Origin of the sequence: Streptomyces sp. WZ.A104 (genome assembly GCF_002382885.1) — a bacterium.
Taxonomy (GTDB): domain Bacteria; phylum Actinomycetota; class Actinomycetes; order Streptomycetales; family Streptomycetaceae; genus Streptomyces.
The window spans coordinates 19,769-34,538 of record NZ_NWVL01000019.1; the positions used below are offsets into that span (position 1 = coordinate 19,769).

The window sequence follows — 14,770 nt, forward strand, 5'->3', positions numbered from 1 at the left end:
CACCTCGGTCAGCTCGGGCGCAGGTTGTTCCGCAACTCGGCCCGCAGGACGTCCACGACGCGTTCGACCTGGCCCGGGCGGAGTTCGGCGTGCATGGGGATGGCCAGGTTCCGCTGGAAGAGATCCGCGGAGACCGGGCAGCTCTGCCGGGCGTCGTACACCGGCTGGAGATGGCTGGCCCAGGTGCCGTGCCCGCAGCCGACGCCCTGGGCGCGCAGCGAGGCGGCGAGCCCCGAGCGGTCCACACGCGGATCGAGGGTCACCAAGTAGGACTGCCAGGCGTGGGTGCGGTCACCGGGGACGGACGGCACCGTGAGCAGCTCCTCGTCGGCGAGCAGCTCTCCGTACGCCGCCGCGACCGTGCTCCGGCGCTCCAGAAGTTCACCGACCCGCTCCACCTGCACCTGGAGGATGGCGGCGGCGATGTCGGACAGCTTGTAGTTGTAGCCGATGTCGGTGAACGTGGGGATCGGCAGCCCGACCACCTGCGCCTGGTCGTAGATGCTCCCGATGCCGAACGAGGACCGCAGGCGGGCGTCCGCCCCGATCACCGGATCGGCGGCGAGCAGCGCCCCGCCCTCTCCGCTGCTGGCTCCCTTGCGGCCGTGGAAGGAGAGGCACGCCACCGGGGCCAGCGCGCCCGCCGGGCGGCCCTGGTAGGTGGCGCCGACCGCGCAGGCGGCGTCCTCGACGACGAACAGGCCGTGGCGGTCGGCGACGGCCATCAGCTCGGTGTAGTCGGCGGGCAGCCCGACGGTGTCCACCGCGATCACGCCCACCGTGCGCGGGCCGATCAGGTCCGCCACCGCCCGCGGGTCGATGGTTCCGGTGTCGGGGCGGACGTCGGCGAAGACGGGGGTCGCGCCGACGTAGCGCACGGCGTGGGCAGGGGCGGGGAAGGTGTAGTCGGCGACGATCACCTCGTCGCCCGGTTCGACGCCGAGTGCCAGCATGGCCAGGTGAAGCGCCGCGCCGCAGTTGCTCAGCGTGACCGCGTCACCAACGCCGTAGAGCTGCTTCAACCGCGCTTCGAGCGCCTTGCCCCGCGGCCCCTGGCCGGCCGGCCAGCCCGAGGCGAACACCTCGGCGACGGCGGCGAGTTCCTGCTCGCCCAGGCTCGCGTGCACGAGCGAGATGCTGTCCGTGGTCGTCACGGTCATCGGAGGTCACCCCTCGGTTCTTGGTCCCGGGTCGGATCGGAGCCGGTCACGCCGCGGACCGCCCGGCCGTCGTCGGGACGGGCTGCTCGGGGACCCGTGGGTGCGGCACGGGCGGGGTGAAGCGCAGCGGGGTGATCTGCTGGACGTCGTAGCGCTCGCGCATCCGCTCCACGGCGTCGGAGTCCACCGACCGGCCCGCGGCGAAGATCTCGACGATCTCCTCGAAGTAGCGCTCGTGCTCCGGCGACGGGGAGCTCTGGAAGAGCATCCGGGCCGGCTTGCCCGTGGGGTTGCGGAAGGCGTGCGGGCAGCCCGGCGGCACGAACATGCAACTGCCCGCGACCGCGCGAGTGGCACGGGCGCCTTCCGGGGACTCCCAGCCGTGCCAGGTGTCCTCGGTCCGCTCGGTGGGCTCGAACGCGAAGAGCTCCAACTCCCCTTCCAGGACGTAGAAGAACTCCTGCGAATGGCTGTGGGTGTGCGCGCCGACGTCGAAACCCGGCGGTACGACCACCTCGAAGATCGAAACCGCGGAGCCGTCCGCGGCCGTGACCTTGAACGTGACGTCCTGCGCTTTGGTGACGAGTTTCCTGCCCTGGCCGGGCGGGACGACGAGACCGCTCATGGAGTGCTGCTCCTTCGGTGGAATACGGGCGCGGGCAAGAGAAGTCCGCGCGGCGGGGGAATTCCGGAACGGGGAATCGAGAAGTGAGGCTGCCAGCGGTCTCTTGACGGCCACTTGGGGCCCCGATTGGCGTCCGCTTGACGCCAAGCCGGGACCAACTCGCCGCGTATTCCCCGGCAAGGGGCGGTGCCGAGGATGCGTTTCGCGGTCCGCCGATCACGGTCGGAACGGCTGCACCCGTACGGAATTCCAGAATCCGGCGGGCGAACCGCACTCCGTCGAATCTCGTTCCGACCCATCCCGAGGGGGAAACCATGCCGTCCGCCCTGCAACGAGTCCTGCTCGCCGAGCCCCGCGGGGCCTGTGCCGGAGTGCACCGGGCCATCGAGACGGTGGAACGCGCGCTCCGGATACATGGCGCGCCCGTCTACGTACGCAAGCAGATCGTGCACAACGAGCACGTCGTGCGGGAACTGGAGGGCCGGGGCGCCCGGTTCGTCGAAACGGAGGAGGAGGTGCCGGCCGGAGCGGTGTGCGTCTTCTCCGCACACGGGGTGTCCCCGCAGGTCCGCGAGAACGCCCGCCGCCGGGAGCTCACCGTCATCGACGCGACCTGCCCGCTGGTGGCCAAGGTCCACCAGGAGGCCGTCCGGTTCGCCCGGGACATGGACACGCTGATCCTCATCGGGCACGTCGGCCACGAGGAGATCGAGGGCACCTACGGAGAGGCCCCGGAGCGCACCGTAGTCGTCGGCAGCGTGGAGGAGGCAAGACGGCTCGATCTCCCGCCGGACGTCCGGGCCGCCTATCTCACCCAGACCACCCTGTCGGTGGACGACACGGCGGGCATCGTGGCCGTCCTACGGGAGCGGTTCCCGGAGCTGACCGGCCCGGCGAGCGCCGACATCTGCTACGCCAGCCAGAACCGGCAGAACGCGGTGAAGGCGATCGCGGGCCGCAGCGACCTCGTCCTGGTCGTCGGCTCGGCCAACTCCAGCAACTCACTGCGCCTCGTGGAGGTCGCCCGGGCCGCGGGCGCCGAAGCCCGGCTCCTGCCCGACCCCGAACTACTCGACCCCGCCTGGCTGGAGGGCGTGCGCACGGTCGGCCTCACGGCGGGCGCGAGCGTGCCCGAGATACAGGTGGAGCGGGCCCTGAGGCTGCTGGCGGAGCTGGGCTACGGAGACCTGGAGACAGAGGTGACGGCTACCGAGAACGTGGTGTTCAAACTGCCGCCGGAGCTGGAGGAGCAGAGCATGGCGAAGCACGGGGGAGACACGGTGGCCGGTCCTCCGGCGGCCGTGGAGCGCGGCGTCGTCGAGGAGGCCTGCGGCAAACTCCTGGACCGCGTCGACCGGCGGATCGAGGAGCTGCTGAGGGCCGAGGAGGCCCGCTGGAACGCCGTGGATGCCCGGGTCGCGGTGCCGGTGTCGGTCATCGCGGAGCTGATCGCGGCGGGCGGCAAGCGGCTGCGCCCGCTGTTCTGCCTCACCGGCTATCTGGCCGCCGGGGGCGCGACGGACGAGGACACGGTCGTCGACGCGGCGGCGGCGCTGGAACTGCTGCACGCGTTCGCGCTCATCCACGACGACATCATGGACAACTCACCCACCCGGCGCGGCGTCCCGACCGTCCACGCCGCCTACACGGACCTCCACGCGCGACGCGCCTGGGCGGGGGAGTCCCGGCGGTACGGGGAGGGCGTCGCCATCCTCGCCGGGGACCTCGCGCTCAGCTACGCCAACCGCCTCGCGGGCCGGCTGACCGGCCCGGCGGCGGAGGTCTGGCACGAGCTGGCCGCGGAGATGATCATCGGCCAGCAGCTGGACATCGCCCTGGCCGCCGAGGTCAAGGCGGACCCTGACCTGGCCCGCTGGGTCGCCGTCTGCAAGTCAGGCCGCTACACCATCCACCGCCCGCTCGCCCTCGGCGCGGCCATCGCCGGACGCCCCGGGCTGAACGGGGTCTTCGAGGCGTACGGGGTCGCGGCGGGCGAGGCGTTCCAGCTGCGGGACGACCTGCTCGACGCGTTCGGGGACGCGGCGGTCACCGGCAAGCCGACCGGCCTGGACCTCGACGAGCACAAGATGACCCTGCTGCTCGCGCTGGGCGCCGCCAAGGACCCGCGCGTCGCCGAGCTGGTCGAGGGCAGCCGCCGGGCCGACTGGGACCCGGCCGGACTCCGTGCCGCCCTGCTGGCCTCCGGGGTGCGGGCGGAGGTCGAGGAGCGGATCGACGCCCTGGTCGCCGACGCCCGCACGGCCGTGGCGGACGCGGGCCTGCCGGACCACTGGCGCCTGCGCTTCGGAGAACTGGCCGACATGGTCGCCTACCGCGACCGCTGACACCGCATCCGCACCCCGTACCACCGCCCCGTACCACCGTCCCCTCGGACGCTCAGGGAGAACTCATGGGAAGCACGTTGCTGGACAAGCTGAGCCACCGGCCGAAGCACACGCCGGTGCGCACACCGGACCACAAGCGGGGCCTCTACCTCGGACTCGTACCGGCGAGAGCCGCACGCGTCCACGGGGTCTTGCCGCTCGTCCTGGACCACGACCTCGACGTCCTGCCGGAAGCCGGACGCAGGCTGACGGTGCGCCGACTCGCCTCGTACGTGGAGGACATCGCCAACCGGTTCGCCGCGGCCGGGGTGCGCCCCGGCGGCCACGCGGTGGTCTGCAAGGCCCCCAACTTCGACCTCTGGCTGCTGGCGACGGCCCTGGAGCGCATCGGCGCGGTTCCGGTCATGCTCTCGCAGCACCTGGACTCCGAGGCCCTCGGCGCACTGCTGGACCGGCTGGACCGGCCGCACCTGGTCACCGACGGGCCCAAGCTCCGATCCCTGACGGCGGACGGCGTGGACCTGGCGGGACTGACCCGGGGCGTGATCGGCGTGGGCGACGCGGGGCCGGGCGCGGTGGCGCTGGCCGACTTCGAGGGCGCCGCGCCGGTACGGCCGGTGCTGCGCGGGCTGGACGATCCGGCCATGATCACGCACACGTCCGGCACCACGGGACTGCCCAAGCTGGTCGTGCACACACCCCGGACGATGCGTTCCCGGCTGCGCCCGCAGCTGTTTCTGCTGGGGCTGATGAGAACGCGGGGAACCGTCGCGATCCATATCCCCTTCGGCCACTCCCGGACCTTCGCGGCGATGTCGCTCTGCCTGCTCCAGGGGATGCCCGCGCTGCTGGTCAACGAGGGCGCTCCCGACGCCGTCGCGGGATTCTTCGCCGAGCGCCGCCCCTGGCTGATCGAGGCGCTGCCCAACTCCTTCCTGGCCTGGGAGGAGCTGGCGGACGACCCGCGCCGCCCGTTCGCGTCGGTGAAGTTCTTCAGCAGCACGTTCGACGCGATCCACCCGCGGACCGTACGCCGTCTGCTCAACGCCTCCGACCGGCGGGCGCAGTTCTTCCAGATCTACGGACAGAGCGAGGTCGGTCCCGCGGCGGGCCGGCCCTACTACCGCCGGTTCGCCCACCGGATGGACGGCCGCTGCGTCGGCTACCCGCTGCCGGGCAGCGCCCGGGTCCGGCTGGTGAGCCGGGACGGCAGACGCCCTTCGCAGCAGAACCCCGGTTTCATCGAAGTCCGTTGGGACGGGATAGCGAAGACGTACCACGGTGAGCAGGACCGCTACGACGCCAATCTGCACGACGGCTGGTGGCGTACCGGCGACGTCGGCTACCGCAGTGCGTTCGGCTGCCTGCACATGCTGGACCGCGAGTTCGACGCGATCCCCGGGGTGGGCAGCAACCTGGAGATCGAGGACGTCCTCCTGGACGAGCTGGCTGAGCTGGCCGAGGTCGTCGTGGTGCCGGGCCCCGGGTCCGACGCGGTCCCCGTCGTCTGCACCCACCGGGACGAACCGCTGGACCCGGACCGCTGGCGCGCCGCCACGGCCGGTTACCCGCAGCTGGCGGCACCCGTTCAGATCCCGCTGGCCGAACTGCCCCGCACCGCCACGCTGAAGACCCGCCGGGTCGAACTGTCCCGTCGCCTCAAGGCCGGTCTGCAGAGGTAGAGCCTGTCGGCCCCGGACCCCGGGGCTACCAGGCGCCCCGGTCGAGGATGCCGAGGACGAGGACGGCCGCCGCGGTGATCAGGAACGAGATGCCGCCCACGATGTCCCGGGAGCCGACCCGCAGGTGGGCGATGATGGCGCCGATGAAGTAGAGGATGAGCCCGATGGCGGCGAGCGTCCCCAGCAGCGGCACGGCGAGCCCGGCCAGCAGCCCCAGGGCGCCCGCCGCCAGCAACAGGCCAAGAACCGGGACGTACTTCCGGGGAATCCCCTTCATGTCCGCCTGGGTCTTGGGGTATTCGTGGCCGATCAGATACGTGACGGCGGCGGCACCGTTGAAGAGCACGCCGAGGATCGTGACCGTGATGAAGGCGATGTGCACGTTCTCTCCAACCTGTGGGGCCCGTGGTGCGATGTGATGGTGCTGTTGGGGCAGGGTGTGCTTTTGATGCGCTGATGATCGTACATGGCGCCCGCTGGCCGTAACTGGCCTTCCTTGAATGAGAGTTCAGCCGAAAATGAGCGAAGCCCCCTGGCCGGAAACCGACATGCGGATTTCGGACAGAGGGCTCTGATTCCCGCGCTGTTCGCTTTTCCCTACCGCCCCGCCTCCACCCGCAGCTCCGCCACCCCCGCGGGCTTCTCCGGGTCCTCGGACCGCACCGTCACCCGCACCTTGCGGGCCGTGGCACCGGGCAGGTACGGGCGCCAGAAGCGGCCGTCGAGCGAGGTCTCCAGAGTGTGGGAGGCGGGCGGTACGTCGCTCCAGCGCGGGGCCACCGACGCGATCCGGAGCGGGCGGGCGCCCAGGTCCACCGTCAGGCTCCCCGTCGCACCGCCCGGGGACCAGGACGTCGCCGGGCTGCCGTCCACCGCCGCCTCCGCGTACAGGCCAGGGGCCTCCGAGTCCGCCGTCACCGGGCGGCAGCGCGCCACGTCGGCCGTCGGGGCCAGGTCGGGGCGGCGCGTGGGCAGGGTGAGGGCCGAGGAGAGCAGGCGCGGGCCCTCGGCCGTACGCACGGTGAACGGGGTGCCCGAGGTCAGGCGGACCGTGCTCGTGCGGGCGCCGATCTCGACCTCGTACGTCGCGTCCCGGTGGCGCAGGCCCTTCAGCGTGACGCCCTCGCCCAGCTGCGGCGGCAGCATCGGGTCCAGGCGCACCCCGTCCTCGCGGAGGCGCAGGCCCGTCAGTCCGTGGGTGAACACCTGGAGGAAGCCGCCCTTCCCGGTCAGGAAGTCGTCGGCCGGGAAACCGGACAGCGGGTCCTCGGCACCGGACTTCTCCCCCCGCGCCTCGGAGAACAGGTCGTACGGGCCCCGCAGGTAGGGCCGTACCGCGCGCTGGAGATACGTGTACGTCGAGCAGCCCGGCTCCCCGGTCCCGGCCGCGGCGATCGCGTGCACCGAGTCCGTCATCGCCGGGCCGTCCGGGTCGGTGCGGGCCGCGTAGTAGTCGAGGGTGGCGGCTGCGGCGCCGGGCTCCATCGGCCACTCCAGCGGGTACATGAGCAGCACGGTGTCCGCCTGCTTGATCGTGGAGCCGTTGTACCCCGCGTACTGGAGGAAGACCTTCCGCTCCGCGTCGTACGGGATGCGCAGCCCGTCCGCGACCTTGTTCCAGGCGGCGGGCGGGCGGTGGCCGAGGAGTTCGGCGGCGCGGGTCGCGTTGCGGAGGGCGGTGGCGGCGACGGCGTTGGTGAAGACGCCGTCGTCGACGCCGTTGCTGTACTCGTCGGGCCCCGCCACGTTCCGGATCGAGTAGCCGCCGTCCGTGTTCGCCGTGGCGCGGGACCGCCAGAAGTCGGCGATGCCCTTCAGCAGCGGCCAGCCCCGTGCCGCCAGCCAGTCGCGGTCGCCGGTGGCCAGGTAGTACTGCCAGACGGCGAGGGAGACATCGCCCTGGAGGTGGTTCTGGGTCAGGCAGTGCGGCGGGTCCCAGCTGTGGCACTCGGAGTCGAGCCGGCCCCGGCTCGCGCTGGTCCAGGGGTAGAACAGGCCCTCGTAGCCCAGCTTCTCGGCGTTCGCACGTGCCGCGTCCCGGGTGCGGTAGCGGTACTCGACGACCGAGCGGGCCAGCTCCGGCCGGGTGGCGAGCAGCCCGGGGAACATCCATGTCTCGGCGTCCCAGAACACCAGGCCCGCGTAGTTGTCGCTGGTCAGACCGGCCGGGGCGAGGCCGTCGGCGGAGCCGCGCCGGGTGCCGGCGAGCAGCCCGTACTGGGCGGAGCGCAGCCAGCCCTGGAGCTCGCGGCTGCCTGGCACCAGGACGTCGGCGGACCATGCCTCGCGCCAGGCGGCCTCGTTCGCCGCGAAGACCCGGTCCCAGCCGCGCCGGGCCGCGCGGTGGGCGGCCTCGCGGGCGTCATCGGCCGGGGCGGCCGAGGTGAGGGCGGTGTCGACGCCGACGTACTTCTCGAAGGTGTACGTCCGGCCCGCGCGCACCGGGGTCCGCTTCGGGGACGTACGGGCGTCCGGCCGCAGCGTCTCGACCACCCCCGAGCCGCGCCGCATCGTCTGGGCGACGGCCCCCTCGACCCCCGTGCCGTGTGTCCTGAACGTGCCGTCCTCGCGGAGCGTGATCCGGCGCGCGCCCCGGTCGTCGAGCCGCCCGACGACGGTCACCTCGCCGCTCCAGTGCGGGGTGATCCGCAGCCGTACGGCCCCGGTGTGCACGTCCGCGCGGTTGGCCAGCACGTCGTAGACGACGTCGGTGGCCCGGCCGTCGGCGGTCGTCCAGCGCAGGGACGTGCGGACGAGCCCGCAGCCGAGGAAGAGCGTCTGCCGGTACCGCGACACCCGGCCCGCGGTGGTGCCGTCCCCGAGAGTCTCCCGGCCGACGCGGACGTCGATGTTCGTCCAGCTCGGCAGGGCGGCGACCACCTCGCGTCCCTGGGCGACGGCCTTGTCCGCGGCGTACAGCCCGGAGACGAACGCCCCGTCGTAGCGAGGGGTGTAGAGCGGCCAGCCGGTCTTCCCGCCGGTGGCCGCGTATCCGGCCCCGGTGGCGGGGACCCGGTGGCCGAGATAGCCGTTCCCGACGTACGGGTCGTATTCGTCGGCCTCACCGAAGCGGGTGGACGTCCGCACCCAGGCGCCCCCGGACGCGCCCTGGCCGCAGGCGGGGACGGACGCGGGTGGCGGGGCCGGGGTGGGACCGGGGGCGCGGGACCCGTGGGCGAGGGGCGGCAGCGGGGCGATCAGGGCGGCCGCGAGCAGGGGCGCGAGGACGGAGGTACGCGAGAGGCTCACGGTACGAAGGTAGGGAGACGCTCGCACGCTCGGCGATCACGGCACGCACGGCCCCGGCCCATGGCGTGAACACGCCCACCGGATGGAGCAGATCCGCGCCGCCGTACGCGCCGGGGCACGGCGAGGGCCCGCCCGGGGAAGACGCGGCGAGCCCCCCGCCCCCTCTCACCCTCCCCCCACCCCCATCCCCGTCTTCAGCCCCGCACCGCACAGCGGCACGACCACACCGCCGCGTACGAGGTCGGCGCCCCCCTGCCGTACCGCCGCCCAGCAGGCCACCCCTGTCGTCTCGACGTAGAACCCGCGTGCCGCCAGGTCGCGTTGGGCCTCGCGGATGTGGTCCTCCGGAACCGTCAGGAACGTGCCGCCCGAGGCCCGCACCGCGGCCAGGATCTGGCGGGCGCGCGGCGGGCGGGGGATCGCGATGCCCTCCGCGAGGGTGGGCGCGGCCTCGGCCGGGGTGCCGGGCGGCAGGTCCTCCGCGCCCGCGTGGAAGGCGGCGGCCAGCGGGGCGACCGCCTCGGCCTGGACGGCGATCAGCCGGGGGCGGGCCGTGATCAGGCCCAGCGCGTGCAGCTCCGCGGTGGCGAGGGCCGCACCCAGCAGCAGGGTGCCGTTGCCGACGGGTACGGCCAGCGCGTCCGGCAGTCGGCCGCCGAGGTCCTCCCAGATTTCGTATACATATGTCTTCGTGCCGTGCAGGAAATACGGGTTGAACACGTGCGACGCGTAGAACGTGCCCGGCTCGTCCGCCGCCGCGCGGGCCGCCAGGGCCGTCGCCTCCCGCCCGCCGGGGACGGTCACCAGGCGTGCGCCGTGGGCCCGGATCTGCTCGGTCTTCTTGGGCGATGTGCCCTCGGGGACGTGCACCGTGCAGGGGAGCCCGACCCGCGCGCAGTACGCGGCGACGGAGGTGCCCGCGTTGCCGGTGCTGTCCGCCACGACCCGGTCCGGTCCCAGCCGCCGGGCCAGCTCCGCGAGCATCACCGCGCCCCGGTCCTTGAAGGAGAGCGTCGGCATCAGATAGTCGAGCTTCGCCGAGACGGTGTCCGTGAGGGGGACGAGCGGGGTCCGGCCCTCGCCGAGGGAGGCCGCGGGGGCGGCGAGCGGCAGCATCTCCTCGTAGCGCCACAATGAATTCACCCGCGTGGAAAGCGCGTTCGAGCCGAAGCCCGGTGCGGGGGTGAAGTCGAGGTCCCAGGGGCCCCGGCAGACCGGACAGCACCAGGTCAGGGCGGTGGTGCTGGACCGGGTCCCGTCCACGGGGCAGTGGTAGGTCGTCATGTCCGCCAGCATTTCAGGCGTATGGCAGATGAATGGCGGGCGTATGGCAAACCCTCACGCACCCTTGTGGGTTTGCCATGGATCGGTCAATCTTTCGCTGGCAGCAGGGCATGCCGGTCACGGACGGCGCAGAAAACGGGGCGCCGGACGGCTGATTTGTCATGCCCCTGTCGGGAGCTGTGTCCTGGCTCCGGTACCACCCCCCACCAAAGCACCGCCTATGAGGAGGACCCCTCACATGTCAGTGATGCGTCACACCCCCCATGCACGGCGAAGACTCGCCACGGCGACTGTCATAGCCACCGCTGCCGCCGTCGCCCTCGGTGCCGCCGCCGCACTCCCGGCGACCGCGGCCGAGCGGGCACCCGAGGGCGTGATCCAGAACGCGGGCGCTCCCGGCACCATCAGTGACAGCTACATCGTCACCCTGAAGGACTCCGCCGCGAAGTCCGACTCCGCGAAGGGCAAGGCCCTCGCGAAGAAGTACGGCGCGAGCGTCGAGCGGACCTACCGCGCGGCCCTCAACGGGTACGCGGTCGAGGCCACCGCCGAGGAGGCGAAGAGGTTCGCCGCCGACCCGGCCGTGGAGTCCGTCTCGCAGAACCGCACCTTCACGGTCTCCGACACCCAGAACAACCCGCCCTCGTGGGGTCTGGACCGGATCGACCAGAGGAACCTCCCGCTGGACCAGCGCTACACCTACCCGGACAAGGCGGGCGAGGGCGTCACCGCCTACGTCATCGACACCGGGGTGCGGATCAGCCACAACGACTTCGGCGGCCGGGCCTTCAACGGCTACGACGCCGTCGACGACGACAACGTCTCGCAGGACGGTCACGGCCACGGCACCCACGTGGCGGGCACCGTCGCGGGCTCCGCCTACGGCGTCGCCAAGAAGGCGAAGATCGTCGGCGTCCGCGTGCTGAACAACCAGGGTTCGGGCACCACCGCGCAGGTCGTCGCGGGTATCGACTGGGTGACGGCCAACGCCGTCAAGCCCGCCGTCGCCAACATGAGCCTCGGCGGTGGCGCGGACTCGGTGCTCGACGCCGCCGTGCGCCGGTCCATCGACTCCGGCATCACCTACGCCGTCGCGGCGGGCAACGAGTCGACCAACGCCAGCACGAAGTCCCCGGCGCGCGTCGCGGAGGCCATCACGGTCGGCTCGACGACCAGCTCCGATTCCCGTTCCAGCTTCTCCAACTACGGTTCGGTCGTCGACCTGTTCGCGCCCGGTTCCTCGATCACCTCGGCGTGGAACTCCAGCGACAGCGCCACCAACACCATCTCCGGTACGTCGATGGCCAGCCCGCATGTGGCCGGCGCGGCCGCCATCTACCTCGCCGACAACCCGGGCTCGACCCCCGCGCAGGTCTCCGCGGGCCTCGTCGGCGCCGCCACCACCGGCGTCGTCGGCAACCCGGGCAGCGGCTCGCCCAACCGGCTGCTGTACGTCGGCACGGGCAGCACCAACCCGCCGGACCCGGACCCCAAGAAGTTCGAGAACACCACCGGGTACCCGATCAACGACAACTCGACCGTCGAGTCCCCGATCGCCGTCACCGGGGTCGACGGCAACGCGCCGGCCACGCTCAAGGTTCCGGTCAACATCTCCCACACGTACATCGGTGACCTGAAGATCGACCTGGTCGCACCGAACGGCACGGTCTTCAACCTGAAGGCCTTCGGCTCCGGCGGCAGCAGCGACGACGTGGTCACCACGTACACGGTCAACGCCTCCTCCGTCGCCGCCAACGGCACCTGGAAGCTCCGCGTCACCGACAACTGGACGTGGGACACCGGGCGGATCAACAGCTGGGGTCTGCACTTCTGATCCCCTCGGTCGCTGCTTGATAGCTGACTGAAGTACGGGAACAGGGTGGGGGCGGTCGCTTCGCGCGACCGCCCCCACACGCGTGCCCTGGGTATGCCGGGGTATGCAGGGGTATGCGTCGCCGACCATGACTTCATTACATTGAGTGAAACCTTGGCCTACGCTTGCGGCGCACAACCCACGGTTGTCAGGCTGTCGCAGACTGTCAACCTGTTGGGAGTGGCCTGTGGCTTTCGGTGAGCAGCCCGCCTATCTGCGCGTGGCGAGCGATCTGCGGGAGAAGATCGTCAACGGCGCGCTGCCGCCCCATACGCGCCTGCCGTCGCAGGCTCGCATCCGGGAGGAGTACGGGGTCTCGGACACCGTCGCCCTGGAGGCGCGGAAGGTCCTGATGGCGGAGGGGCTGGTCGAAGGGCGTTCCGGCTCCGGTACGTATGTGCGCGAGCGCCCCGTCCCCCGCATGATCGCCCGCTCCGGCTACCGGCCGGACAAGGGGGCCAGTCCCTTCCGGCAGGAGCAGGCGGCCGAGGGGGCGCGCGGGACGTGGGAGTCCCGCAGTGAGCAGGAGGGGGCGAGCCCCGAGGTCGCCGAGCGGCTGGGCATCGAGCCGGGCGACCGGGTCATGCGCACGCACTATGTCTTCCGGGAGGCGGGTGAGCCGATCATGCTGTCCACCTCGTGGGAGCCGCTCGCCGTCACCGGGCGGACCCCGGTGATGCTCCCGGAGGAGGGCCCGTTGGGCGGCTGCGGGGTGGTCGACCGGATGGCCGCGATCGACGTCGTCGTGGACAACGTCGCCGAGGAGGTGGGCGCGCGCCCGGGTCTCGCGGAGGAGCTCCTGGCGCTCGGCGGGGTGCCCGGCCATGTGGTCATCGTCATCGGGCGTACGTACTACGCCTCGGGCCGTGCCGTGGAGACGGCCGACGTCGTGGTGCCGGCGGACCGCTATCGGGTCGCGTACCACCTGCCGGTGCGGTGAGTTGACGCTCCGTCGGGCCCCGGGCGGGCCCGACGGGCGGGGCCGCTGGGGCAGGAGGGGTGTGAGAGGGGCACGAGGAGGGGCGCATTCCATGGATGCGCCCCTTCGTGCTGGCCGGATGCGTATCTCTTTGTGCAAAGACGCCTGCGCTGAGTGAAGGTCAGGCGTACGCTCAGGCATATGCGTATTGCGGTTTCCTGGGGATCCTTAGAGACGTGCACGCCGGCGGGGAGAGGGGCGACATGCGGGGGAGCGACACGATGAGCGACAGCGGCGCCGTGCTTCCCTGGCAGGTGATACGGCAGGACGACACCGGCAATCGCTACCGCGTAGGCAGGTATGCCACCCAGGCCGAGGCCCAGGAGGTCGCCGACGGCCTCGACGACCGCCGCCACCACCAGACCTACCGGGTGGAGCGCGTGGGGCAGGGCCCCCGCCCGTAAGGCGGCGCCCCCGGCCGGATGGGCGGTAAGGTCCCGCCCGGCCGGAGGTGCGGAGCCGCCGGGGCGCGAAACGAGGGCGGAGTCATGGCGGTGCTGATCGACACGGTGGCGTGGGTGCGGATCGAAGGGGGCAGAATCCTCTGCGCGCGACCCCGGGGCAAGGATGTCTTCTACATCCCGGGCGGCAAGCGCGAGGGGGCGGAGAGCGACCTCCAGACCCTCCTGCGCGAGATCGAGGAGGAACTGACGGTCGGCCTGATTCGCGAGACCGTCGTCCACGCCGGGACGTACGAGGCCCCCGTCGACGCGGGATCCGGCGCCGCCGTGGTGCGGATGAGCTGCTATTACGGCGACTACCGCGGCACGCTCGCCGCGAGCAGCGAGATCGAGGAGGTCGCGTGGTTCTCCTTCGCCGACCGGGCCCTCGTGCCGCCCGTGGACCAGCTGCTCTTCGATGACCTCAAGGCGGCCGGTGAGCTGATCTGACCCGCGCCCGCGGGCCGCGTACGGCCGTCTGCACCAAACGCCGGATTGCACGGTAGTAAGCAATCAATGGTGGGTATGGGCTGTTTAGTCCCCATTTGCCTGTGGGGTGTGCCCGTGGTCGTCCCTGGGAAGTGATCGGCGTGATCGATACCGAAGGCGACTGCGCCGAGTGGACTTTTCCGGCCGAACCAGGTTCCGTGCGCAGTGCCCGGCACGCCGTCCGGGACGCCTTGGGCGGCTGGGGGCTGGACGCGGCGGTCGGCGACATGACCGTACTGCTCGTCAGTGAGCTGGTGACCAATTCCCTGCGGTACGCCTCCGGCCCCATCGGCGTACGCCTCGTCCGGGTCCAGCCGGACGCCTCGGGCAACGGGTCCGGGAGGCTGACCGGGGACTTCTCCACCGATCTCCGGCTCGACAGCCGACCGGTCCGCCCGGCCGCCGCCCCGCCGCTCTCCCCGGGGCTGCTGGTCGAAGTCTCCGATCCGCTCCCGGATCCACCCACCGAACGCAGTGCGGGACCCGAGGACGAAGGAGGCCGGGGACTGCAGCTCGTGGCCTGTTCCGCACGCCGCTGGGGGACCCGGCGAGGAAAGAGCGGCAAGACGGTGTGGTTCGAGCTGCCTCTCCCTGGTTAGGAGTGGGTAGGGACGCACAGCGATCACCAGAGGTCGGGCAGAACC

General features: G+C 71.9%; 12 protein-coding genes. 7 read left to right on the forward strand and 5 right to left on the reverse strand.

Going from position 1 to position 14,770, the window contains the following annotated elements; translation table 11 throughout:
• Positions 1-8 precede the first annotated feature (8 nt).
• Together CIB93_RS12835 and CIB93_RS12840 are read right to left on the reverse strand one after the other, a co-directional pair.
• The gene (locus CIB93_RS12835; RefSeq protein ID WP_096626923.1) at positions 9-1,160 is read right to left on the reverse strand and encodes a DegT/DnrJ/EryC1/StrS aminotransferase family protein; all 1,152 of its coding nucleotides are present in this window, start codon (positions 1,158-1,160) and stop codon (positions 9-11) included.
• A gap of 46 nt (positions 1,161-1,206) precedes the next feature.
• A complete protein-coding gene (locus CIB93_RS12840) occupies positions 1,207-1,785 on the reverse strand; it encodes a cupin domain-containing protein (RefSeq protein WP_096626924.1) in 579 nt (192 codons plus the stop codon).
• A gap of 314 nt (positions 1,786-2,099) precedes the next feature.
• Here CIB93_RS12840 and ispH point away from each other — a divergent pair, with 314 nt between their 5' ends.
• Positions 2,100-4,130, forward strand: coding sequence for a 4-hydroxy-3-methylbut-2-enyl diphosphate reductase (gene ispH / locus CIB93_RS39420; protein WP_306454812.1), 2,031 nt, complete (start codon positions 2,100-2,102; stop codon positions 4,128-4,130).
• A 65-nt stretch (positions 4,131-4,195) separates the two neighbouring features.
• A complete protein-coding gene (locus CIB93_RS12855; protein ID WP_096626925.1) occupies positions 4,196-5,812 on the forward strand; it encodes a class I adenylate-forming enzyme family protein in 1,617 nt (538 codons plus the stop codon).
• Between the two features lie 25 nt (positions 5,813-5,837).
• Here the strand turns inward: CIB93_RS12855 and CIB93_RS12860 are convergent, their stop codons facing one another.
• The 3 genes from CIB93_RS12860 to CIB93_RS12870 all read right to left on the reverse strand — a co-directional run bounded on the left by CIB93_RS12860 (position 5,838) and on the right by CIB93_RS12870 (position 10,345).
• The gene (locus tag CIB93_RS12860; RefSeq protein ID WP_096626926.1) at positions 5,838-6,194 is read right to left on the reverse strand and encodes a DoxX family protein; all 357 of its coding nucleotides are present in this window, start codon (positions 6,192-6,194) and stop codon (positions 5,838-5,840) included.
• A 215-nt stretch (positions 6,195-6,409) separates the two neighbouring features.
• On the reverse strand, positions 6,410-9,061 hold the full coding sequence (locus CIB93_RS12865; RefSeq protein ID WP_096626927.1) for a glycosyl hydrolase family 65 protein: 2,652 nt from the start codon (positions 9,059-9,061) through the stop codon (positions 6,410-6,412).
• Positions 9,062-9,226: 165 nt separating this feature from the next.
• Positions 9,227-10,345 carry a threonine synthase gene (locus CIB93_RS12870; protein WP_179500083.1) on the reverse strand — a complete coding sequence of 373 codons (1,119 nt, stop codon included), beginning with the start codon at positions 10,343-10,345 and terminating at the stop codon, positions 9,227-9,229.
• A 238-nt stretch (positions 10,346-10,583) separates the two neighbouring features.
• Here CIB93_RS12870 and CIB93_RS12875 point away from each other — a divergent pair, with 238 nt between their 5' ends.
• The 5 genes from CIB93_RS12875 to CIB93_RS12895 all read left to right on the forward strand — a co-directional run bounded on the left by CIB93_RS12875 (position 10,584) and on the right by CIB93_RS12895 (position 14,725).
• Positions 10,584-12,179: a S8 family peptidase gene (locus CIB93_RS12875; RefSeq protein ID WP_096626929.1), complete on the forward strand. Its 1,596-nt coding sequence runs from the start codon at positions 10,584-10,586 to the stop codon at positions 12,177-12,179.
• Positions 12,180-12,405: 226 nt separating this feature from the next.
• Positions 12,406-13,158, forward strand: a complete 753-nt coding sequence (locus CIB93_RS12880) for a GntR family transcriptional regulator (RefSeq protein WP_096626930.1) — start codon at positions 12,406-12,408, stop codon at positions 13,156-13,158.
• Positions 13,159-13,400: 242 nt separating this feature from the next.
• Complete coding sequence (locus CIB93_RS12885) at positions 13,401-13,601, forward strand: hypothetical protein (protein ID WP_096626995.1); 201 nt, start codon at positions 13,401-13,403, stop codon at positions 13,599-13,601.
• Between the two features lie 84 nt (positions 13,602-13,685).
• Positions 13,686-14,087 carry an NUDIX domain-containing protein gene (locus tag CIB93_RS12890; protein ID WP_096626931.1) on the forward strand — a complete coding sequence of 134 codons (402 nt, stop codon included), beginning with the start codon at positions 13,686-13,688 and terminating at the stop codon, positions 14,085-14,087.
• 131 nt (positions 14,088-14,218) lie between these two features.
• Positions 14,219-14,725, forward strand: coding sequence for an ATP-binding protein (locus CIB93_RS12895; protein WP_096626932.1), 507 nt, complete (start codon positions 14,219-14,221; stop codon positions 14,723-14,725).
• Positions 14,726-14,770: the final 45 nt, after the last annotated feature.